This window comes from Rhodococcus phenolicus (assembly GCF_001646785.1).
GTDB classification, from domain to species: domain Bacteria; phylum Actinomycetota; class Actinomycetes; order Mycobacteriales; family Mycobacteriaceae; genus Rhodococcus; species Rhodococcus phenolicus.
Genome location: NZ_LRRH01000031.1, coordinates 1 through 21,619 on the forward strand (window position 1 = coordinate 1; position 21,619 = coordinate 21,619).

General features: G+C 62.2%; 21 protein-coding genes. 11 read left to right on the forward strand and 10 right to left on the reverse strand.

Features of this window, described 5'->3' with window-relative positions; all coding sequences use genetic code 11:
* Positions 1-174: 174 nt before the first annotated feature.
* From A8G15_RS30550 to gmd, 5 genes are all read left to right on the forward strand, one after another.
* Positions 175-588 carry a hypothetical protein gene (locus tag A8G15_RS30550; protein ID WP_156665319.1) on the forward strand — a complete coding sequence of 138 codons (414 nt, stop codon included), beginning with the start codon at positions 175-177 and terminating at the stop codon, positions 586-588.
* Positions 588-1,487 carry a glycosyltransferase family 2 protein gene (locus tag A8G15_RS09480; protein ID WP_068158450.1) on the forward strand — a complete coding sequence of 300 codons (900 nt, stop codon included), beginning with the start codon at positions 588-590 and terminating at the stop codon, positions 1,485-1,487. Before A8G15_RS30550 ends, A8G15_RS09480 begins: the two co-directional genes overlap by 1 nt.
* A 158-nt stretch (positions 1,488-1,645) precedes the next feature.
* Positions 1,646-2,152, forward strand: a complete 507-nt coding sequence (locus A8G15_RS09485) for a YdcF family protein (RefSeq protein ID WP_068158452.1) — start codon at positions 1,646-1,648, stop codon at positions 2,150-2,152.
* 161 nt (positions 2,153-2,313) lie between these two features.
* Entirely contained in the window at positions 2,314-3,564 is a 1,251-nt protein-coding gene (locus A8G15_RS32215; RefSeq protein WP_068158453.1) for a glycosyltransferase family 4 protein, read from the forward strand.
* On the forward strand, positions 3,561-4,604 hold the full coding sequence (gene gmd, locus A8G15_RS09495; RefSeq protein ID WP_068158455.1) for a GDP-mannose 4,6-dehydratase: 1,044 nt from the start codon (positions 3,561-3,563) through the stop codon (positions 4,602-4,604). The genes A8G15_RS32215 and gmd overlap by 4 nt, the downstream gene beginning before the upstream one ends.
* On the opposite strand, the gene A8G15_RS09500 is transcribed toward gmd, so the two are convergent.
* Positions 4,592-5,578 carry a GDP-L-fucose synthase family protein gene (locus tag A8G15_RS09500; protein ID WP_082899783.1) on the reverse strand — a complete coding sequence of 329 codons (987 nt, stop codon included), beginning with the start codon at positions 5,576-5,578 and terminating at the stop codon, positions 4,592-4,594. The genes gmd and A8G15_RS09500 overlap by 13 nt on opposite strands.
* A gap of 321 nt (positions 5,579-5,899) precedes the next feature.
* Here A8G15_RS09500 and A8G15_RS09505 point away from each other — a divergent pair, with 321 nt between their 5' ends.
* Positions 5,900-6,658 (forward strand): YveK family protein, encoded by a 759-nt coding sequence (locus tag A8G15_RS09505; protein WP_156665320.1) that lies wholly within the window; start codon positions 5,900-5,902, stop codon positions 6,656-6,658.
* A complete protein-coding gene (locus tag A8G15_RS09510; RefSeq protein ID WP_156665321.1) occupies positions 6,655-7,989 on the forward strand; it encodes an O-antigen ligase family protein in 1,335 nt (444 codons plus the stop codon). Before A8G15_RS09505 ends, A8G15_RS09510 begins: the two co-directional genes overlap by 4 nt.
* Positions 7,990-8,004: 15 nt before the next feature.
* On the opposite strand, the gene A8G15_RS09515 is transcribed toward A8G15_RS09510, so the two are convergent.
* The 4 genes from A8G15_RS09515 to A8G15_RS09530 form a co-directional block, all read right to left on the reverse strand.
* The gene (locus tag A8G15_RS09515) at positions 8,005-8,919 is read right to left on the reverse strand and encodes a DUF6492 family protein (RefSeq protein WP_068158459.1); all 915 of its coding nucleotides are present in this window, start codon (positions 8,917-8,919) and stop codon (positions 8,005-8,007) included.
* Positions 8,898-10,001 carry a GNAT family N-acetyltransferase gene (locus tag A8G15_RS09520; protein ID WP_245687776.1) on the reverse strand — a complete coding sequence of 368 codons (1,104 nt, stop codon included), beginning with the start codon at positions 9,999-10,001 and terminating at the stop codon, positions 8,898-8,900. Before A8G15_RS09520 ends, A8G15_RS09515 begins: the two co-directional genes overlap by 22 nt.
* A 59-nt stretch (positions 10,002-10,060) precedes the next feature.
* On the reverse strand, positions 10,061-11,422 hold the full coding sequence (locus A8G15_RS09525) for a nucleotide sugar dehydrogenase (protein WP_342671560.1): 1,362 nt from the start codon (positions 11,420-11,422) through the stop codon (positions 10,061-10,063).
* Between the two features lie 110 nt (positions 11,423-11,532).
* Positions 11,533-12,816 (reverse strand): glycosyltransferase family 4 protein, encoded by a 1,284-nt coding sequence (locus tag A8G15_RS09530; protein ID WP_082899785.1) that lies wholly within the window; start codon positions 12,814-12,816, stop codon positions 11,533-11,535.
* A 249-nt stretch (positions 12,817-13,065) separates the two neighbouring features.
* On the opposite strand from A8G15_RS09530, the gene A8G15_RS09535 reads away from it, so the two are divergent.
* The 4 genes from A8G15_RS09535 to A8G15_RS09550 all read left to right on the forward strand — a co-directional run bounded on the left by A8G15_RS09535 (position 13,066) and on the right by A8G15_RS09550 (position 16,508).
* Positions 13,066-13,956: a glycosyltransferase gene (locus A8G15_RS09535; protein ID WP_169833878.1), complete on the forward strand. Its 891-nt coding sequence runs from the start codon at positions 13,066-13,068 to the stop codon at positions 13,954-13,956.
* A 39-nt stretch (positions 13,957-13,995) separates the two neighbouring features.
* Positions 13,996-14,868: a glycosyltransferase family 2 protein gene (locus A8G15_RS09540; protein WP_068158464.1), complete on the forward strand. Its 873-nt coding sequence runs from the start codon at positions 13,996-13,998 to the stop codon at positions 14,866-14,868.
* Positions 14,869-14,983: 115 nt separating this feature from the next.
* Complete coding sequence (locus A8G15_RS09545; RefSeq protein ID WP_211270136.1) at positions 14,984-15,529, forward strand: polysaccharide deacetylase family protein; 546 nt, start codon at positions 14,984-14,986, stop codon at positions 15,527-15,529.
* Between the two features lies 1 nt (position 15,530).
* Complete coding sequence (locus A8G15_RS09550; protein ID WP_068158468.1) at positions 15,531-16,508, forward strand: glycoside hydrolase family 16 protein; 978 nt, start codon at positions 15,531-15,533, stop codon at positions 16,506-16,508.
* A 148-nt stretch (positions 16,509-16,656) separates the two neighbouring features.
* On the opposite strand, the gene A8G15_RS09555 is transcribed toward A8G15_RS09550, so the two are convergent.
* Genes A8G15_RS09555 through A8G15_RS09575 form a run of 5 tightly spaced genes read right to left on the reverse strand, consistent with a single transcriptional unit; the run spans position 16,657 to position 21,614 of the window.
* Positions 16,657-17,955: a hypothetical protein gene (locus tag A8G15_RS09555; protein ID WP_068158470.1), complete on the reverse strand. Its 1,299-nt coding sequence runs from the start codon at positions 17,953-17,955 to the stop codon at positions 16,657-16,659.
* Positions 17,952-19,094: a Wzz/FepE/Etk N-terminal domain-containing protein gene (locus tag A8G15_RS09560; RefSeq protein ID WP_068158472.1), complete on the reverse strand. Its 1,143-nt coding sequence runs from the start codon at positions 19,092-19,094 to the stop codon at positions 17,952-17,954. Before A8G15_RS09560 ends, A8G15_RS09555 begins: the two co-directional genes overlap by 4 nt.
* Entirely contained in the window at positions 19,091-19,843 is a 753-nt protein-coding gene (locus A8G15_RS09565) for an SGNH/GDSL hydrolase family protein (RefSeq protein ID WP_068158474.1), read from the reverse strand. The genes A8G15_RS09560 and A8G15_RS09565 overlap by 4 nt, the downstream gene beginning before the upstream one ends.
* Positions 19,840-20,502 (reverse strand): SGNH/GDSL hydrolase family protein, encoded by a 663-nt coding sequence (locus A8G15_RS09570; RefSeq protein WP_068158476.1) that lies wholly within the window; start codon positions 20,500-20,502, stop codon positions 19,840-19,842. Before A8G15_RS09570 ends, A8G15_RS09565 begins: the two co-directional genes overlap by 4 nt.
* Entirely contained in the window at positions 20,499-21,614 is a 1,116-nt protein-coding gene (locus A8G15_RS09575) for a glycosyltransferase (protein WP_068158479.1), read from the reverse strand. The genes A8G15_RS09570 and A8G15_RS09575 overlap by 4 nt, the downstream gene beginning before the upstream one ends.
* Between the last annotated feature and the right edge of the window lie 5 nt (positions 21,615-21,619).

Below are 21,619 nucleotides of genomic sequence, written 5' to 3' on the forward strand. Positions count from 1 at the left end.
TCGAGCGTGGCACGATAGGTAATCACGTGGGGTCCTGCTCCGGGTTGCTTCTTGCTCGAAACAATCCCTACCAGGCAGGACCCCACGTCCTCTTTTCACGCCACACCGTTCGGATGTCTTTGCTGTCGTCGGTGACTCTCTGGTGAGAAAACCTCACTCGATATCCTGACCTCGTTGGGCGCCACGAAGGCAACTGTCTGGGTAAACCTTGGCTGGGCCGCGGCGCTACTTCCTGCGCTCTGGGTCGGGACCCGGTTGGGTGGAATCCAGGGGACAGCGGTGGCACACGGCCTCAGCGCGACGCTGGTGGCGCTTCCCCTCACCATCCTCGCTCTCCACCGCCACGGGGTCAGCCTGGTACCCGCATTGCCCGGACTGGTTCGCCCGATGTTCGGCGCTGCGCTGTCGGCCACGGTGATCCTTCTTCTGATCGAACCGTTGGCAGGTGCTGGAGCGTTCGTGCAACTTTCGGTTGCCGGGGGAGCAGGCTGCGGCATCTTCATAATTGTCGTGGTTCCGTTCGACGAGATTCGGCGTCTTCCGTCAAGGTTGCGGGCCCGAAACGCGAATCGTCGAGGAGCGCGGTGATGGCAACTGCCGACACCCTGGTCTCGGTGGGACTTCCCGTCCACAACGGAGTCGACAGGGTACGCGACGTAGTGGAGTCCGTACTCGGTCAAGATCACGAAAATCTGGAGCTGGTTATCGGCGACAATGCCTCCACCGATGGAACTGAGGACCTGTGCCGCGATCTCGCTGCGCAGGACCGGCGAATCGTCTATCACCGCAATCCGGTGAATACGGGTTTGCTGAACAACTTTGTCGGTGTCATGCGGCTGTCCGGAGGAGCCTACTTCCGGTGGGTCGGCGACGACGATTGGTTGGCACCGAACAATGTGTCACGCAGCCTCGAAGCATTCGCGGCGGACGAGCGATCGATTCTGGTGACGACACAGCTGGAATACGTTTCCTCCGATAGCGCCGTACAAACCGTCGAGTTTCACGGCGACTCACTCTCTTCCGAGGATCCGGTCACGCGGTTTACCGAAATGCTACGGCTGCTCAACGAAAGTCACATGTTGATCGATCCTTTGTACGGGCTCTTCCGGCGCTCGGTTGTCGCTGATATAGACCGGCGCAATATGATGCGCGAGGACGAGGTATTCGCGACGAAGCTCGCGCTCGCCGGGCCGTGGGGACATATACCCGAGGTGCTCGGACGGCGCCACTGGGAAGTGGAACGTGTCTCCGCTCTCGTTCGGAAGTTGGACTTGCCGCCGTGGCACGCGTGCTTCGTGACGACACTGCAATGCAGGGAAATCTTGCACTGGCTCGCGAGGTGTGATCTCAGCCCCACCGAACGCCGGCGGGCGCAACTCGCGGTGGCGCGAATGTTCGTACGTCGCCAGAAGATCGTTGCGGCGCGCCGCAGCCGGCGGCTCGCCCACATGGCCGGTATCGGTCTCGGGCAACAATGTGCTGATTGAGGGTGATCCGACACCGAACAGTGCTTCGTGACAGTCGAGGCGAGCTCCAGTGCTGCACCGCAAGCCGGAAAGCGCCAGCCACTTGGGTGGAGCGGCAGACGAGATTGGTGGTTCACTTGGGAGTCAGGAAACGAGGGTGGCGTTGGGTCCTCGCGGCGATGGTGGTGGTTCTGGCACTCGTGGTGGCAGGCTGGTATGTCTACGTGCGTCCGCCGCGAGACGAGGTGCACCCAGCCGACGTAGTACTTGTGCTCGGTGGTCCGGGCGTCGCGCGCTACTCCGTCGGACTCGAATACGCGTTGGAAGGGTATGCCCCCCGCGTAGTGATATCCAATCCGATCGGATCCGAAAGCGTGTGGCTCACCGACCTGTGTACCCACCCGCGATACGAGTTCGCCGTTTCGTGTTTCGAACCCGATCCGCCTACGACACGGGGGGAAGCGCGCGAGCTCAGCAGACTTGCGGAGTCGGAGGGGTGGCAAAGCGTCATCGTGGTGACGCAGACCCCCCATGTCACTCGAGCACGCTACATTCTCGGACGGTGCTTCGACGGTGAACTGATGGTTGTCGACAGCATGGAAGATCTTTCCGCGTGGGATTGGGCTTGGGGTTATGTGTACCAGACAGTCGGGTACATCCGAGCAGCACTGCAGACCGGCTGTTGACGGCCGGATCGAACCGATCGTCTCGGCCGTTCGCTACGTCATGGTCGGCTGATGAGGGATGACGGTTCGAAAGTGAAAGCACGTCTACGGCAGGTGCTGAGGGCCGAGCTCCTGTGTACGAACACCCCGCTCATTCAGTGCGTGTCGGTTACTCTCGGGATGTGTCCACGGGCATCACGGTCGCGATCGTCGGCATCAACTATGCGCCGGAACCGACCGGAATCGCTCCCTATACGAGCGGACTGGCGGTTGGGTTAGCGCGACGTGGACATCGTGTGTACGTGTTCACCGGTCAGCCGCACTACCCGCAGTGGACCCGGATGCACGGTTACCCATCCATGCGCTCGGAGGAATTGCTGGACGGGGTGCACGTGCGGAGATTCCGCCATTTCGTCACACGTCACCCCTCGGCGATCAAGCGATTGTTGATGGAATTGACCTTCGGATTGCAGGTAAGTGCGGCGAGATACCCTCGACCGGACGTTGTGGTGTGCGTCAGTCCGCCGCTTCTGACCTCCGCCCTCTGCGCAGCCCGCATCCGGCTGACACGCCATCGACCACCCCTGGGGATCGTGGTTCACGACGTATACACTCGCGCCTTCGCAGAGATGGACATGGGTGGCGGGTTCCTCGAGCGTGCTGTCGAAGCTCTGGAATCGTGGACGATGCGGGCAGCCGACGGGATCGCGGTGATCCACGACGGATTCGCAACCGACCTGATCGACCGGTATCACGTCGATTCTCATCGAGTTCGCGAGTGCCGCAATTGGACTCATATCGCTCCGTCCGATCCCGCGGCCAGTGCCGCGTTCCGCGCTGGGCGTGGGTGGAGTGACAACGAGTTGGTCGTTCTACACGCCGGGAACATGGGTACCAAGCAGGGCCTCGAGAACGTGATCGCCGCGGCGCAGTTGGCTGCTGCGCAGGCTCTGCCCCTCCGTTTCGTATTGCTCGGGGACGGTCACCAACGGCAATACCTACAGGAATTGAGTGCCTCCGTTCCATGCCTCGAACTTGCCGAACCGGTACCGGAGACGGACTTTCCGGCGGCGCTCGGTGCAGCCGATCTGCTGCTGGTGAACGAACGTCCAGGGGTTGCCCGAATGTCGATGCCGAGCAAGCTGACCTCGTATTTCGCTGCCGGCAGGCCGATTCTTGCGGCAACCGGTGAAGGAGGCTTCACTGCGCGGGAGATCATCGCTTCGATGGCGGGCGTCTGCGTTCCAGCTGGGCGTGCGGACCTCCTGGTCGAGGAAGCGATGCGAATCGGAGAGGATCGCGACCTTGCACGCCGACTCGGCGAGGCCGGGCGCCGCTACTGCGACCTGATGCTGTCCGAGTCCGCGGCTCTCGACCGGTACGAGGAGTGGATCAGCGAACTTGCTTCCGGTCGGCTCGAGGAGCAACGTTGACTGCGCGACGAGCTCTCATAACCGGGATAACAGGTCAGGACGGGTCATATCTTGCTGAGCTACTGCTCGGTAAGGGATATGAGGTGCACGGCATCATCCGCCGTAGTTCCACCTTCAATACCAGCCGGATCGACCACCTCTACGCGGACCCGCACCTGCCGGATGTGCGGCTGTTTCTGCACCACGGTGACCTTCTCGAAGTAACGCGAATAATGGTACTTCTCAATAAGATCCAACCGGAAGAGGTGTACAATCTAGCTGCCCAATCCCACGTCCGTCTCAGTTTCGACGAACCCGAGTACACAGCGGAGGTGACCGGACTCGGGACGCTCCGCCTCCTCGAAGCGATACGCCAGATCGGCCTGGAGTGCCGCTTTTATCAAGCGTCGAGTTCGGAGATGTTCGGAAGTTCGCCGTATCCTCAAGATGAGCGATCTCCACTGAATCCGCGATCGCCGTACGGGACCTCGAAGGCGTATTCCTACTGGGTGGCTCGAAATTATCGGGAAGCGTACCAGCTCTTCACGGTCAACGGCATTCTGTTCAATCATGAATCGCCAAGGCGCGGACCGACATTCGTTACTCGCAAGATCACTCGTGCGGTTGCGCGCATCAAGGCAGGACTGGACAAGTTCCTGTACCTCGGGAATCTCGATGCCGTGCGTGATTGGGGGTATGCCCCTGAGTATGTGGAGGGAATGTGGCGAATGCTCCGAGCGGACGAACCGGACGACTACGTGCTTGCAACAGGAACAGGTAGTTCGGTTCGGGATTTTCTGGCGCTGGCGTTCGAGTACGCCGGCCTCGACTGGGAGCGTCATGTTCGATTCGACGAAAGCTACCTCCGCCCAGCAGAGGTCGATTCGATCATCGGGGACGCATCGAAGGCACGTTCCGAGTTGGGTTGGGAACCGAAAGTTGCGCTTGATGAACTGGTCAGAATCATGGTTGATGCCGACATCCGATTGTTGGAAGTCGGTAGGGGTTCCGAATGGGTCGATCGGCCCCGCTGGCCGGGCAACGAGGGTCACGTTCGATAGTCCTCCTGATGTTCGACAAACCACTGGTGGGTCGTCTTGATGCCGCCCTGCAGCGGAATGCCTGCGGTCCAGCCGATCTCGGTCATTCTTCGGATGTCCAGCAGTTTTCGCGGTGTTCCGTCCGGTTTCGTGTGGTCCCAATGAATCTCGCCACGATACCCACAAACTTCTGCCACGAGTTGAGCCAGTTCGGCAATGCTGTGGTCGACACCGGTGCCGACATTGACGGCCTGATCGTCGTCGTAGTGTTCGAGCAGAAAGTGACACGCATCCGCGAGGTCGTCGGCATGCAAGAACTCGCGGCGCGGACGGCCGGTACCCCAGCACGTCACGCAGTCCGAACCGTCCGCTGCGGCGCGGTGAAATCGCCGAATCATCGCCGGAAGCACATGGCCGTTACTGGAATGGAAGTTGTCCTGGGGACCGTAGATGTTGGTCGGCATCGCGCTGATGTACGGCAGACCGTACTGTCGCCTGATCGCCGTCACGTGCTCGATTCCAGCGATCTTCGCGACTGCATAGGCTTCGTTCGTCGGCTCCAACGGACCGGTGAGGAGCGCATCCTCGGATATCGGCTGGGCCGCGAACTTGGGATAGATACAACTCGAGCCGAGGAAGAGGAAGCGTTCGACACCGGTCGCCACGGCAGCGTCGAGCAGATTGACCTGAATCCTGAGATTGTCCGACATGAAATCCACAGGTTGGCGCATGTTGGCTTCGATGCCACCCGTGCGTGCCGCCGCGTCGATCACGACCTGGGGGCGGGTGGACTCAAAGAAGGCCAGCGTATTGCCCCAATTGCGGAGATCGAGCTCGGCGGAGTCTCGACCGATCAAGTGCCGATACCCGGCACGGCTGAAATGCCGCCAGAGTGCCGAGCCGACGAGGCCCCGGTGCCCCGCAATGTAGATGCGGATATCGAACGGCAAGTGACCTGGAACCACAGATAATGATTGTTCCAGACCGATTCGCATCATTCGGTCGACCCCGTGAATCCTCGACGGCGTTCGCGAGCACGCATTCGGGATCGAGCGGCCGGAACGGCGTCTTTGCCGACTTGGTCCGTTTCCTTATCCGAACCTCGATTCGTCAGCAGCTCGCGCACGCCTGGCTCCGTTTCCGGGCAGACCCTGCCGCACGTGCCGCAGACATCTGTCTCGAGGAGACTCGAGGCGAGGTGTATCTTGCGACGCTCATCGGCAAGGACGGAGCAGCACGAAGCGGCACGAGTGTGACGATCGAGCCGCTACGATTGAACGACCCGATGCCGACGACCGGGACGCCGAGGAGTGGCGATGGATCTATTCGACGTCGCAAAGTCCTGCGCTCGCCGCTGGTATGTGTTCCTGCCACTGATGGTTGTCACCGTGGTGGTCGGTTACCGTGTGTACGCGGGTGTCGAGCCCGTGTACTACTCGACCACTACGCTGGGGCTGGCGAATCCGAGCGTCGCCGTGGCACCCGCTGACGGCGAAGTTCGCAGCAATGGGCTGGTCGACGCAGGCGGAGCGGTTCTACTCATCAACTTGCTGGCGATGGGCCTCGAGGATCCTGCTGTGACTCAGCAGGTAGCCGATTCCGGTGGCATCTCCGACTACACTGCCACGGTTTTCGAAACGGGGCTCCCGGGAAACCAATTACCCCTCGTGACGATCGAGGCAACAGCTGCTGATCCAGAAGAATCCAAGAAGACAGTCGAGTTGGTTGCTGCTCAGAGCGGACCGTTGCTCGAGCGAGTGCAACGGTCGGCCGACGTCCCACCGGACCGGATGTTGATCTCTTATACCGTTGTACCGCCGGTGGATCCGAAACCGGCCACACCCAGCCGAACGCGCACAACGATTGCTCTGATGCTCGTCGGCACCGGGTTGTCGGTATTCGCCGCGGTACTGTTCGATGTTCTCGTCGTGCGTCTCAAGACGAAACGCAAGGATCGGGATCGGGTGTCGGACCTCGTGGAGGGCGGTCAGGATCGACATACGGACAGCGATCGAGAGTGGACGCGCGTTGGCTCTCCGGCAGGTAAAGGTTCGCCCGGGAGCGAACGGCCGTGACGTTCTCGGAGGAACGCTCGTTTGTACCCGACCTCCCATCATCGGCTCCGCCGCTGCCCGAACGCGAGAAGACACCGTGGATCGCAGCGGCGTGCGCACTGATCGTGCCGCTCATCCCGACGCCGGCCGTCCTTCCTGGGCCACTGCGGGGTCATGGATCGCCCGCGCGGATGCTGGGCTATCTCTGTCTTGCGCTCGTTATCGCCGGATTCGTTTTCGCGCGCCGGAACTCAGCCGAACGGACTCGCAATCCGGGCACGATGATCATCATCGCGTACTTCTTCCTGTTGTTCCTCACCTACGGAACGGGTCTGCTCGATCCCAAGAACGGCGTCATCGAAGCGAGCAAGACTCGCACGATGCTCGTGATGTGCGCCCACGTCGGGGTCGCGTTGTACGTCATGAAGTCCGTCAGGACTTCCCGGCAAAGGTCGATCGTCGTAGGGTGTCTCGTCGCGGGTTTGAGCTATGCGTGTGTTGTCGCACTGTTCCAGGCTTTCAGCGGAGTCGATCTGCGTGAGTTACTTGTACCCCCCGGCTTCACCGAATCTTTGGAGGACATCGATTTCACCAGCCGCGAGGGGTCCCGGCGGGTGTTCGGAACATCCCAACACGCGATCGAGTTGTCGGTCCTGGCAGTGGTGGGGGTCGTATTGAGCCTGCACCTCGCGCGGTACGCGATCAAGCCACTGCATCGACAGCTTTCAGCGATCGCGTGTGCCTTGGCGATCGTCGCGATCCCGACCGCGATCTCGCGGTCGGGAGTCGTCGCACTCGCAGCGGCATTGTTGGTTTACATGTTCGCGTGGAATCTGCGGGCGCTCGCGAATGCTGTAATGGTGGGGCTGATCGTGGTGGGTATCTACCGACTCCTGTTGCCGGACTATCTGCAGGCCCTCTGGTATTCGATCATCTATGCGGAGCGTGACACCAGCATTTCGACCCGGACCGAGGATTACGCGGTTGTGGGGCAGCACTTTCGCGAGAATCCATGGTTCGGGTTGGGGCTCGGCGGCTACCCGCCAACCGAGTATCGATACCTCGACAACGAATGGCTGCAAGCGATCGTGCAGGGAGGAGTCGTGGGGGTGGCAGCCCTCATGCTTCTCTTCGGGGGTATAGCCGTCGCGATGACCGCGGCACTGCGTCGCGTCACCTCCGTCGCGGACCGCAACATGGCGTATGCACTCGGTGCGGCTCTTGTCGGAATCGCATTGTCCAGCTTTACTTTCGACCTTCGCTCCTTCCAGCAGATCACGTTGGTCTTCTTTCTGCTGTATGGATTGCTGTGGTCTTTCGCTTCGGTCCCGAACTCCACAGCCCGCGCGTAACCGCACGAAACGACACTACGAGTCGGCAGCAGCCGTCACTATGTACCGGCGGATGTCGGCGGGCGTATCAGATCGGGATTGAATGTGTATTGCGACGTCGTCAGCCCCGATCGATTCCAGGAACCGATCCGCGCCGGTCTTGTCGAGCGGAGCGGAACCCCAATGGCTGTGACACAGCGTGCTGGAGCTTGTAAACGATCGCTCTTCAGGGGTGCCGAGATGGTCGACGAACACGCCGTACAAGAAGTACTCGGAGAACCGCAGCTCCCGGGCCACCGCGGACTGCCAGTCGCTGGTAGTCGTGTCCTCGACACGCCGTTGTACCTTCCTGACGATCCGAGGATCCCAGGGAACGAATGATGTGATGTAGTCGGTAACCGAGTCCGATTCATGCGTCGCCAACCCGAGAAGTCGGGCTGCCGTGCGGTGCCATAGGTGATGCTCGCTCATTTCGGCACCGATACCACCCGGCAATCGGTAGAACCTGACCGTGCCGTCACGGAGGAAGTCGGATACATCGATCGGACGGATCAGGACAACGTCGGAATCGATGATCAGGACCACATCGGCGTCGATTCGGCTCGCCGCATCGAGCTTGAGGATTTGCTGGAGGATCCAACCGCGTACCGGTGGCCATGGCCGGGCGAGGTTGACGGCTGTGATTCTGGGAAGTTTCGACATTCGGGGTATGTGCCGGAGCAGGCTGGCGAAGCCATATGTCGATATGAAGGTGGACGGTAGATTTTCGTCTTCTGGATGGACCCTGAGTTTGGGAGAGTCGATCTGCGAGAACGCCGCGAAATCACGGTTCGGCACGAGGACGTGATGAACAACATCGTCGGCCGTGTAACGCCGCACCGACGCATGCAATTCGGTGAAGTGCGGCAGGTCCGGAAGATAACTCGGCGTCAAGATCGCGAGGACAGCCAATTCGGTCTCCTTTCGGTTCGCAGGACCGAACGGGTCGAGCGTGATCGGTGTCTGCGGAGGACGGTTCGGGCAACCGAACCCACCGGCGAGGACTCGATTGCGGACCGCACTGTCTCTTGCATCTTGTGGACGCCACGCAAGCCCGGGCCGGCGACAAGACCGTAGGCGACGTCGCCATGCCCGGTCATGACGTGCCGCTTGTACAGGTCTTCACCACGGCCGAGGTCGATACGAGAGACCCCGGTGGTCATCGAGGAGGCGATGAGTTCACGCATCAGGATCCAGCCGGGGGCATAAGCGCGGAACTCGGGATCGTAGACAGGGAACCACCAGTGAAGCACCGATGCCGACCGGATGCCGAAGTGACCTGCCACGATTCGGTCACCGGCAAAGACACCGGAGAGAACACCTGAGAAGTCCGGATCGCGGATGCCGAGCAGGACCTCCAGCAATTCACGTCTTCCCGGAGCGGCGAAGTGGTCGCGGGCCCCGGTGGCCCGATATTGCGCACGCTTCATCTCGATGACCCGGAGAAGCACGTCCCTGTCCGTCGAGTCCGGTTCGAATCTGAGTTCGCCGTATTCGTCGATCAACTTGCGGGCCTGGCGCTGCGCTTGCGCGAGATTGGCTCGGCCCGACTTGGATGCGCGCCCACGATATCCCTTCAGGCCGCCGTCGATTTCGACGTAGGGTGATCGACGGATGCCGTCCACATACTGCGTGAAATGTCCACCTGGGTCGACCAAATGGTCGAAGGGGAGTGCAGCCACTCCAAGGGCGCTCAGGGCGGCCCGAGGATCGAAGGTACTTCTCGGGCCGACTATCGGTCCCTGGAAGTCGGTTCCGGGCCAGCCCACCGGTCGGGCGGTACGCGCCGAACACTGGACCGCGAATACAACGTCGGGACCGGCCAGCACTGTGACATCGCCGTGGACCGAGTGCACGGCGGCTGCGAACCGCGGGTCGAAGTACGGGCTGTCGTAAAGGGAGCCGGCTGCACGAAGTCGGCACCAATCAGCGAGAACGTCGGGAGGCAGCTCATCGAAGGCGTAGGCGGTGATCGCTGCTGCAGCACTGTTCACGGCGCCGAGGTGCATTCGTCAGGCCGCTCGGCACCGGTGCGTATAGCCTCCAACAACCTTCACCACCCGATGCCGAAATAGAATTTCTCTTGCCGGCGTTCCTCGGCGCCTGGCAGCCGAACCAGATCGACTATCGCGCATTCATCACCGACACGGTCGGCTGCCGATGCCACAGCCGCGTCGGTTGATCCGGCGATGAACACCTCGCAGTGATCGAGAACCTCGTCGACGTTGTCTGTGAGGACCTTCTCGAGGTGGGGTAGGCGGTCCTCGATGCAGGCGCGATTCGCGCCGATCAGCCGCGATACGGCAACCTGGGAATCGTAGACGCGAACGCTGTATCCCTTACCGATCAATTGCTCGGCGAGTTCGACCATCGGGCTCTCCCGTAGGTCGTCGGTACCGGACTTGAAGGCGAGACCGAAGATCCCCACACGCCGGCGGCCCAGGGAGATCACGAGGTCGATCGCGTGGCGGATCAATTTCTCGTTGGAGGGCAATATGTTTGCGAGAACGGGGACTTCGACATCGTGTCGGCGCGCAAGGTAGTTGAGTGCGCGGACGTCCTTGGGTAGGCACGAGCCGCCGAACGCGAATGCCGGCCGCAGGTAGGCAGGACTGATGTTCAGTTTCGAATCCGACAGAAATATCTCCATGAGGGCGTAGGAGTCGAGACCGAGAGCCGCACACAGGGAACCTATTTCGTTCCCGAAAGTCACCTTCAGCGCATGAAAGCTGTTGTCGACGAACTTGGTCATCTCGGCGATCGGGATGGGGGCATGGAATCTCGGTCCTCCCAGCCCGTCGAAGATGTTCATGACTTCGCTGCCGCTACGGTCGTCGCTCTGGCCCACCACTGTCTTCGGAGGATCGAGGAAGTCGCGCACACTGCTGCCTTCGCGGAGGAACTCGGGGTTGACGCACACGCCGAAGTCCTTCCCGGCTCGCTTGCCGGAAGCGCGTTCCAGAATCGGAACGAGAAGGTTCTCGCAGGTACCTGGCAACATCGTGCTGCGGTAGGACACCACGTGCCAGCCCTCCTTGCTCGCCAGCGCTTCGCCGATGGCGTTGCTGACCCGCTCGAGATAGGCGGTGGACAACCCTCCCCCGGATGTGGACGGTGTGCCGACGCAAACAATCGTGATGGCCGAAGCGTGTACGGCGCCTGCAGGATCGTCGCTGACCGTCAGCAAGCCCGATGCGACGACCTCCGCAGTGAGTTCGCCGATACGTTCCTCTACGACGGGAGCCCTCCCCTCGCGAAGAGCGGCGGTCTTGGCGGGATTGACGTCGACTCCGATGACTCTGTGGCCTCGGGAAGCGAGACACGCGGCCGAGACGCAGCCGACGTATCCGAGTCCGAACACGCTCAACACGGGTTTTTCTGTAGCGGTCACGTCGACCTCGCTGTGCGTTTCCACGGCTCCGTCGTGCTGCGATTGCGCGAACGCAGTCGCTCTCGCTCAACGCAGTTGCACTCGATTCGGCGCCCCGGTGTGTTGCTACCTGTGGTGGTCGCGCAGGTGGCGGATTATCGGTCCAAGGTATCACGGTTGAGAAGGCCCAGCAGTGTCCTCGGCCGAATCGGTTTCGCTCGTCGAGGAGACCATCGCGGCGGCCGATGATCACCGGGCAGGAAGAGCCGGTCGTAGAAGGTGACCAGGTTGTTGCTGGAGATGTCCCATGAAAGTTCGCTCTCCACGCGCCCGCGACCGAGTTCCCCCATCTTCCTGCGCCGGTCCGGATCTTGAAGCAACTCGTCGATGGCGGTCGCGAATGCCGCGGTGTCGTTTGCCGCGACATACAACGCAGAATCGCCTGCAGAAACGCGTGCTTCCACCAGGTCGAACGAGACGATCGGGCGCACCATTGCCATGTACTCGAGAATCTTGTTCATCGTCGACACATTGTTCAACGGGTTGAGAGGATCCGGAGACAGGCACACATCCGCGGTGGAGAGGCATCGTTGGACGAACTCGTCCGCCACGCGGCCGGTGAACTCGACGGTGTCCGAAAGTCCGAGTTCCTCGCTGAGCGCGACCATCGCATCGAACGAGTCGCCGGAGCCCATGAAGATGCAGTGCACATCGCGACGGCCGAGCTGGTACTTCAAGTGTGCGAGCGCATGCAGTGCATAATCGACGCCGTCCTGTGGTCCCATCACGCCGAGATACGCAAGAAGGAAGCGTTTTCCGCGGAGCAGTTCGGGCTCGCGGTCACGTCGTACGAAGCGGTGGAGGTCAGGTGCACTCCGAACCACCGTCACGCGATCGGGTCGCATGCCGCCGCGGTCGATCGCTGCACGGCGGTAGCTCTCGTTGGTCGATATCACCGCGTTTGCCGTCGCGAAGGTGAGCCGCTCGAGAATTCTTGTCCCCCAGTAAAGTACGGGAAGTCTGCTACCGAATCGGGAACGAAACAGTTCCGGCACGAGGTCGTGATGATCGAAGACGAACCGCGCCCCGGTCAGGCGGAACATCAACCCCACGAGGAAGAGGAGATCCGGCGGATTGCATGCGTGCACCGCATGCACCGGTTCCTTCCTTCGTACGCGAATCGCGAGTCGGAAGGTGTGCCAGAGGGCGACCGAATATTCGCGCAGATATCCAGATGGCCCCCCTTCGGCGGTCCGAAGCGGATATCGCAGAATGCGAACGCCTTCGAGGGTTGTCTCGGCTTCGTCGTCCCGTCCGCTTCCCATCGGGCAGATCACCGTGACTGTGTGCCCGGCAGCGACGAGGGTTCGGCTCTCCTGCCAAACGCGACGGTCGAATGGAACCGACAAGTTCTCGACGAGGATCAGGATGTGGCTCATCCGTGGGTCACCGCCTCATCAGCCTGGGCTCCCGGATGCACCCCGACGTTCTCCGCGGTTCCGGAGTGACGATCTCGAGGCTCTGCCGGTACAGTGACGTTGCCACCAAGAATAACGGACGGCGGTTGATGCGCATGACCTTTTCGCGACCACTTGGTCCTCAGAACCGCAAGTGAATCGAGAGAACCGGAGCGTCCGGTGGGCAACGAGGGATGTTTCGTATCCCGTGACGAGTGGGCCGACGTTGCTGTGGTCGTCGTGACCTACAACAGTGCACGCGACATCCGGAATCTGGTGACGGATCTCCGGCGCGACGCGCGTCGTCTGTCACTGCGCCTGATCGTCGTGGACAACGACTCGACGGACAACAGTGCTGAAATCGTCGCCGCCGAGACGGACGTCATTCTCGTCCGCGCCGGGGGCAATCTGGGCTACGCGGGAGGAATCAATCGAGCTCGACGCTATATCGGTAGGTGCACCGGTGTGCTGGTGCTCAATCCGGACCTTCGATTGCGTAGGTATGCGATCGACGAACTTCTCAACTCGCTGAGCGGAACCGGCGTCGGGGCGGTGGTGCCGCTGAACCTCTTTCAGCACACCGATCGGATCGATCCGACACTGCGTCGCGAACCTTCCATCTCCCGGGCCTTCGGTGACGCAATCGTCGGCGGACACCGGTTGCGTCGGCGTCCATCCTGGTTGTCGGAGACCGAACTTCGCCCGGAGCGCTACACCTGTGCACATTCGGTCGACTGGGCTGTGGGGTCGGCCCTGTTGATCAGCGCGGACGTAGAACGGGCCGTGGGGAACTGGAACGAGGACTATTTTCTGTACTCGGAGGAGATCGACTACTGCCGTCGCATCCGCGAACAAGGAAGACTGATCTGGTTCGAGCCGGCCGCCGTCGTCGAGCATGCCGGCGGTGGCTCGGGTACGTCCGCCGCTCTTGCGATGCTGGCAACGGTCAATCGGGTCCGCTACATCGAGAATTGTCATTCCCGGCCGTACGCCTTCGCCTTCCGCGCGGTGATCGCACTCACTCAAGCGATACGGGTATACCGTCCTGTACCTCGAGCAACCCTGCAAATGGTCCTCTACAGGGAGCGATGGAGGGACCTTCCTCACGCAACGCAGAGTTGATAGGATCGCCATGCCTTCGTGTGAAATTTGAGGGACCTCATGACGAGTGTAGTCATCGCCGCGCACAACGAGGCCGCTGTGATCGAGCGTTGCCTCGCGTCGCTGTTGGCGGATGCGGCTTCCGGTGAGTTCGATGTGATAGTCGTCGCCAACGGTTGCACCGACAACACTGCGAGGCTGGCCGAACGAAGACCGGGGGTGCGTGTCGTCGAAATCCCTGAGGCCAGCAAGCCGAAGGCGCTCAACGCCGGAGATGCGATCGCGTCCGGATTTCCCCGTGTGTACCTCGATGCCGACATCGTTGCGGGTACGCATGTGGTGCGCGCCCTTCGAGATGCACTCGCCGCGGACGCGCCGCCGCCCGTTCCGCTGGCTGTGGTTCCACGCCGCGACCTCGATTTGACGGGAAGATCGATTCTGGTCCGCCAGTTCTTCGCGATCAATTCACGACTTCCCGTCTTCCACGAGGGGCTGTTCGGACGGGGATTGATCGCGCTTTCGGCCGAAGGCCGACGCCGTTTCGACCGGTTTCCCGACATGGTCGCCGACGATCTCTTCCTGGACTCACAGTTCACACCGCAGGAAAAGCGAGAGGTCGGCGGAGTGTCGACCGTGGTCGAAGTACCGTTGCGCACCCGGGATCTGGTGCGTCGGCTCGTCCGGGTACGTCGCGGCAACGCGTCCTTGCGAGCGGCCGACCGGAGCGGAGGGATCGCGGGGGAGGTTCGTCCGGTCGACCGATTCGCCTGGCTGCGCGATGTCGTCATCCCGAATCCGCGGCTCGCTCCAGCAGGAGTCGTGTATGCCGGTATTACGAGTCTCGCAGCTCTCCTTGCGCTTCGCACACCTGCCGAAGGCCAGGCGTGGGGCCGCGACGAGTCGACGCGCCGAGCGATAAGAGCCCATGGCTGAGATCAGACCGGCGAACGTAAGCTTTCACGGCATCGGTACCGCCCGTCGTGAACTCGAGCACGGCGAAGACCGGTTCTGGATCGGCATCGACGAGTTCCGGCGAATTCTGGACGAGGTGGCCACGTGGCCCGATGTCCGGCTGAGCTTCGACGACGGCAACAGTTCCGACATAGAGATCGCACTCGACGAGGTGTCCGAGCGCGGGCTCACCGCCACATTCTTCGTGTTGGCCGGAAGGTTGGGCGCCGCAGGAAGTCTGAGCGAGAAAGATGTGTCGGAACTGCGTCGGCGTGGAATGGGAATCGGCACGCACGGCATGGATCACCGATCCTGGCGCGGCATGGACGAGGTGACGCGTCATCGCGAACTCGTCGAAGCGCGACAACGAATCTCCGAGGTTGCCGGAGTGCGCGTCGACGAGGCCGCGCTGCCGCTAGGACAATATGACGGCAGAATACTCGCCGATCTCAGAGGGCTCGGCTATGCCGCAGTGCACACCAGTGACCGCCGTCCGACGCGGCGTGAAGCGTGGTTGCAGCCGCGCTTCAGTGTCCGGGCGGACCACACTCCGGAATCGCTTCGTTCGGAAGCGCTCGGCGCATCCACGGTCGGCCGGCGGGCTTTCGTGGCAGCCAAAGGTGTCATCAAGCGGTTGCGGTGACATGGATCGCACACGGAGAGCACGGGAAGCGGTGTCGGAGTTGTCTCCGATCACCTCGGTTGCTCTCCGAGCGTTGTTGGTCGCTGTACTCACTTTTCCGCTGCTGTCCGGCTGTGGCAATGACTCGAACCGATGCGATGCCGACAGCATCGGCGCATCGCCCGAGTGTTTCCCGGCACCACCGGAGCCGGCGCCATCCGGCAAGTCCTGGCGCGTCGCCTTTTCGGAGGAGTTCGAGGGATCCGACTACGACCACGGCAAGCTCACTCCCTGCTTCGATTGGAACTACGACGGGGCATGCACGAGCAGTTTCAACAACGGCAAGGAGACGTACAGGCCGGAACAAGTACAGGTGCGCGGCGGTATTGCGATCCTTACCGCCGAGCCGCTCGCGGCACCTGAACCCAACGATGCGTGCTTCCAGGGCATTTGTACGTACAAGGCGGGATTACTCTCCACTGCTCGACCGGACGTTGAGTCGGGGCAATACCTGTTTCCGTTCACGTACGGATATGTGGAATCGCGTATGAAGTTTCCCGGTGAGTCGGGTTTTTTCACTGCCTTCTGGATGGTGCCGGCAGATCCGTCGTTCAACTATCGGAGCGAGATCGACATCATGGAGGTCTTGGGAGGTCAGCCCGAGACAATTAATATGAACTACAGTTACAACGGCCGAACCGAGTCGTATTCGGTCAACGCCGGTCCCGAAGACAACGGTGCATGTGGAGTGCGCGACTACTCCGACGAATGGGTGCGGTACGGCGTCGATTGGCAGCCCGACTACATTGCCTGGTACATCAACGGAGTCGAGTGTGGCCGCTTCACCGACAGCGGCCGGATAGAGAACGGGCCGATGCAACTCATTCTGCACATGATGATCGACAACGACTGGGAGCGCGAAGCGGATTCGATCCTGACGGATCAGACGCGTGTCGGTCGTCTCGAAGTCGACTACATCCGGGTGTACCAGCAGTACTGAGTGTCCGGGCGACAAGTCGACCACTGTGCCCTGGCGTGAACTGCGGGGCCGCTCTTCAATCGTGGTTCGGAGGTTCCGTAGGGCAACCGTGATCTCCGGAAGGGCAGAAAAGAGTACGCCGATCGAGTTATGAGTGCCACGAATTCTGCTATAGCACAGGGGTATCGACAGATTTGTCCGGTCTCCGAACAGTAGTCGTGGTGTCCACGTCGACGTGAACCGTGCCGAGCAGCGGAGCGCCGGTATCACGCAGTCGTTCGGCTGCCTCGACGAGGTCGCGCCGCAGCGTGACGTGGAATGAGATTGCCAGCAGGACTCCGTCGGCGAAGTCGCTCATCACCGATGCGGTGCATGACGCCAATACAGGTGGTGCGGCAACGACCACATGTGCGTAATCCTTCCGCACGCGATTTGTGAGTTCTCCAAAGGCAGTCGGCAGGTCGCCGGTGTCCGTGCCCCATTTCGTCGGGGTAGTCGGGGCGGGTCGGTCGTCGGACTTTCGCAGGGGTGCTGGTCCAACACTGTCCGGGCCGCGGGAGTCGCCTGCCCCGAGGTCGGCGACAGGGTCCTCAGCGGCATCGATCACCGTCACGCGACCATCGCGGAGTTCCAAGGCACGACCGAGATTCGCGGCCAGTACCGATGAATCGGCTTCACCGGCGACACTTGTGATCACCCACACCATGCCCGATCGGTGGGATCCGTACAAACGATCGCCCGCCGAACCCAGGTGAGTCCGCAGACGTCGGTAGCTCTCGAAATCGGGTCCATCGGCGTTGCGTACTTCGGGCACGGATCCGATCACCGGTAGGCCTGATAGCTGCGCGGCACGCGATGCAGTTCGGACCACAGGATCCGTCTGCGCACGAACCCATACCGCGATCGCCGCGAGCACTATCCCGGCGAGCACGATGATAACGATGAGGCCGATACGTTCGACACGTTGCTCGTGCGGTTCGGTCGCGGCAGTGACCACCGTCGTATGCACCTTCTGGCCGTCTGCTCCCGTCGGAGTTTCCAGCGCATCGGCATACTCGATGAACTCGCGTGCGAACGTGTCGGCGAGAAGCTGTGCACGAGCAGATGATTCGTCCGTCACCGCGACGTCGATGATCGCAGTTCTCGGAGGCACGATAGTTGCGCTGACCTGCTCGGCGAGCTCCTGAGGTGTCTCGGGCAGGTCGAGTTCGTCCACCACGCGCTGACTCACCACATCGCTCGTGAGCAGCGCAACGTAGGAATTGACGCGCCCCGCTACCACCTCGTCGTTCTCGTATGCGGTCGCTGTCGTTGTTCCCTCTATCGACACCATCAGCTGGGTGGTGGACACGGACGGGGTGGGGTTCAGCAGAACCCAGCTCAGACCGGCGATCACCACTGCTGCACAGGCGGCGCCGAAGGTCTTGCGATACAGCTTGATCGTCGCGAAAAATGTCGCCAGGTTCACTCGGTCTCCTCTCCATCCCCGAGAGGGGGGACTCCACGGTCGAAGACCACGGCGGACGCCACGGACTTCGGTAGAAGCATCGCTGTGTCGCGCAGTTGTCGGCGGGTCGTCACACCTTGCCGGACGGTCAGCACGATTGCATCCGATACATCGGCAAGCGCAGCGGCATTCGTCGCCGAAGGGCACGCCAGGATGACCCAGTTGTAGCGGGAACGCAGTTTCCGGATTCTCGTTCGGAATTCGGTCGAGTCGATCACGTGCGCGCGTTGCCCGTCGAGATCAGCGATGACGACCGAGGAGTCCCGCACCGCGAGAGCGCGCGCGAGGTAGCGGGCTGTGGTGGCGGTCGCTGACGCTCGACTTCCATCGGTGACCGTTATCACGCCGCGAGACGGATTCCTCAGTAGCGGGAGTAGCCGCAGTCGAAGACCGCGCTCATTCGACGTCACCCGATCGGGCGCCCCATCTCGGATCGAACCGAGAAGTGTGCTGCCGGATACGCGGGCGGCGTCACGGGGATCGTGCAGAGAGTGGTCGAAGATCGACCGGACAACCGCTGCGGTCGTTCCGAGAAACAATCCAGCAAGGACCGCGGCCAGAAGCGCGGTCGGCAGTGGCACATTCCAGGCCACGATTCGTGTCGGTGGTCCGGGCAGTTCGACAACGACGAGTTCCGCCCGGGGTTGCAGTGCTCCGGGAACTTCCTCGAGGGTTCGCACCATCGTCGCGAACTCGGCGATCAGGACGGTCGTTGTCTGCACGGCCTCTTCGGGGGAAGGAGCGCGAACGTCGACGTCGATGAGCGCGGTACCGGGCCGGTTGGCCGCGTCTATTCGATTCGCGAGTGCCTCCGGAGCCAGGCCGAGGCCGAGGTCGTCGATCACGCGCGCTGCGAGGTCGGTGCTGTCGGCGAGTTCGGCATATGTAGCGGCGCGACCCTGTGCGTACGAGTCGCCGCCGTCGACGACTCGACTGACGTCGCCCGGGGTACGGACGAACACGGTTGCCTGCGTTCGATAGATCGGGGGGCTGAGCAACAGGAAGACGGTTGTAGCACCAACTGTCAGGAGCACTCCCCACGCGACCCATCGCCACCGCTTGCGCAGCACACTTCGGTATTCGGTCAGCGCGCTGGTCATTGCTCACCGGCCACGCCTCGGACAGCCAGCGACTGGAAAAGGGCTTCGGCGATGGCGTGATCACCCTTCTGGTTCGGATGCATGCCATCGGCGGCGAGCATGACCGATGTGTCCATATCGGACAGAGACGCAATCGGGTCCACGAAGATCACCCCGTCGACGGCTGGGTCGGACTGCAGGCGTGCCATGAAGTCGTCGTCGAATCGGATTTCGTCGCGCGGATCGTTGAGGACTCGCGGCCGGATGAACACGACCCGGGCGGTGGGCCAGGTCCGGCGGACATCTTCGATAGTTGATCGCATTGCGTTGAAGACGTCCTCGCTTGGAGGGAACCGATCGTTTCGTCCGCCGTCGAGAATGACTGTGTCGGGAGCGTAGGCAGCGGCGAGGTGGGGGATGCGTTCAGCAAACGATGCCGACTCGCCGATGTATGGGTCGACGACGAATCGGTTGGCCGGGCCACCACTCACGTAGCCGGTACCGGTCATCGCCGAAAGATTGCACAGCCATCCCAGCCGGATGGCTGCCATGCATGCGTACGACATCTCCGCCAACCCGTTCCCTGCGGTGTACGAATCACCGAGGACCAGAGCCGAGGGGTGGCCATCGTCCGATCTCTGCAAGTTATCGATCCGAGCGTGCTCGGGTGTTGCAGGGAGGTCGGGGCGATGGGTGATGAGGGCCAGCACGATGACGATTGCGACAGCGAAAGTAATCGCGGCCGAATCGAACCATCGGGTTCTGCTCATTTCGAGACCTCCGAGCGGACCCATTCGGCGATCCGGTCGGCGAGCACGGATTGCCCGGCATCGGTCGGGCCGCTGAGGTCCGGCTGCATCTGAGTTCTTGTCAGCAGCGGCGGGTCGAGGGCGTCGAGGTACGGAACGCCGGCGTCCTCGGCGACCTGTCGGACGGCGTCTGCAACATCATCGATCGGTTCCGGGATCGGTTGCTCGAACCACGTCGGTCCGACGATGAGAGCGCGTCTGCCGCCGAGAGTGATCTTGTTGATCGCGTCGATCGCTCCGATGCCGACCGGATCCGGAGAAGACAGTCCGGTGTCGTTCAGACCGCCGACGATGAGGATGACCCGGGTGTCCGCACCCTGCGCACGATCGACCTGGTAGGTGAAGGCATGCCCTCCCTGGCCGTCTGCGACGTAGCCCGCGTTCGGTTGCGCGAAGTTCGATACCGACCATCCGGTGCGTTGCGCCATCAGCGTCGGCCAGACCGAGCGATTCTGCACTCCGGCGGAATACTGGTCTCCGACCACGGCAATGCTCAGTGGGATGTGAGGTCCGGACTCGTCCGCCCTGGTCGCAGCGAGAACCGAAGCGGCGACGAGAGTGGTGAGTGCCACGTTGAAGACGATCACCCACATCGTGCGAGGTCTGCCGACGAACTTCATGGACCGCTCCCGAGCAAGCGTGAATAGACATCCTGCAGGCGTTCGGCGACCGGTTGCATTCCGAAGTCGGCATGCGCAACGGCCCGGCCCCGTTCGCCCATCGCTCGGGCGAGTTCGTGTTCGGCGAGAACGGATTCCACGGCGGCAGCGAGTGCCGGGACGGCGGGGTCGGTGACGATGCCGCTGGCCGTCCGTTCCACAACGGAAGCCAGCCCGCACCCATTGGTGATGACGACCGGAAGGCCGACCGACATCGCTTCGAGTACCGACATCGGAAAAGGTTCGCGAACCGACGGAAGCACATAGAGGCTGGCGGCCGCCATCCGCTGGGGGATTGCGACGGGTGCGAGCGCACCTTCCCATGAGATCCGGGTATCGCCGCTGAGCGCAGCGCGGATCGCAGATCCCTCGCCCTCGTCCGGACCGACAAGTGTGAACCGAGCCTCGACACCCTTCGCGAGCAGTGCCTTTGCCATCTCCACGAACGCGACCGGTCTCTTGCGGGGATGCATGCGGGCGACGAAGAGCACCTCCGGCGGGCCGGGACGCACCGCGGTACCCCGATAAGTCGGCACACCGTTGCGCAGCTGGACGAACGGGAGGACCGTCCTGGCGACTGCACCGATTTGCTCGCGTTCCGGAGCGTTCAGGTAGAACACCGCCCCGGCACCCCGAAGTACTCTTCGCGTGAGTGCGGCGTCGAGCGGCGCGGCCAGGGGGTGATCGGACGGGCCGACCATGCCGTGCGTTTGCAGCACGTACGGGATTCCCGATCGCCGCATGGTCACTGCCACCGGGAGCACAACGAGATCACGGCCGAAATGGATGTGGACGACGTCGAAGCGTGTTCGGTTTCGGCCGACCCATCGGGTCATCGCCGGCGCCCCGAGCCCGGCGAACCCGGATCCGGGCACGAGTTGCCGAGCATTGAACAGCCGGACCGGCACTCCGTCGATCCAGCTCGGCCCGAGCGGATAGTCACGGGTTGCGGCGACGACGGTGACGTCGTCGCCTCTGCCGAGCAGTTCCGCGCTCTGGTTCAAGGCGACGCGGGCGGGCCCGCCGTACGCCCCGTCCCGGCTGAGCATCGTCACCACTTGCAGAACTCGCATCGGGG

Coding starts and splice junctions, on each gene's coding strand:
- A8G15_RS09485 (WP_068158452.1), top strand. CDS start 1,646: ATGGTGGTGGTTCTGGCACTCGTGGTGGCAGGCTGGTATGTCTACGTG.
- A8G15_RS09575 (WP_068158479.1), bottom strand. CDS start 21,614: ATGCGAGTTCTGCAAGTGGTGACGATGCTCAGCCGGGACGGGGCGTAC.
- A8G15_RS09550 (WP_068158468.1), top strand. CDS start 15,531: ATGGATCGCACACGGAGAGCACGGGAAGCGGTGTCGGAGTTGTCTCCG.
- A8G15_RS09530 (WP_082899785.1), bottom strand. CDS start 12,816: ATGAGCCACATCCTGATCCTCGTCGAGAACTTGTCGGTTCCATTCGAC.
- A8G15_RS09500 (WP_082899783.1), bottom strand. CDS start 5,578: ATGCGAATCGGTCTGGAACAATCATTATCTGTGGTTCCAGGTCACTTG.
- A8G15_RS09505 (WP_156665320.1), top strand. CDS start 5,900: ATGGATCTATTCGACGTCGCAAAGTCCTGCGCTCGCCGCTGGTATGTG.
- A8G15_RS09570 (WP_068158476.1), bottom strand. CDS start 20,502: ATGAAGTTCGTCGGCAGACCTCGCACGATGTGGGTGATCGTCTTCAAC.
- A8G15_RS09565 (WP_068158474.1), bottom strand. CDS start 19,843: ATGAGCAGAACCCGATGGTTCGATTCGGCCGCGATTACTTTCGCTGTC.
- A8G15_RS09540 (WP_068158464.1), top strand. CDS start 13,996: ATGACGAGTGTAGTCATCGCCGCGCACAACGAGGCCGCTGTGATCGAG.
- A8G15_RS09560 (WP_068158472.1), bottom strand. CDS start 19,094: ATGACCAGCGCGCTGACCGAATACCGAAGTGTGCTGCGCAAGCGGTGG.
- A8G15_RS09480 (WP_068158450.1), top strand. CDS start 588: ATGGCAACTGCCGACACCCTGGTCTCGGTGGGACTTCCCGTCCACAAC.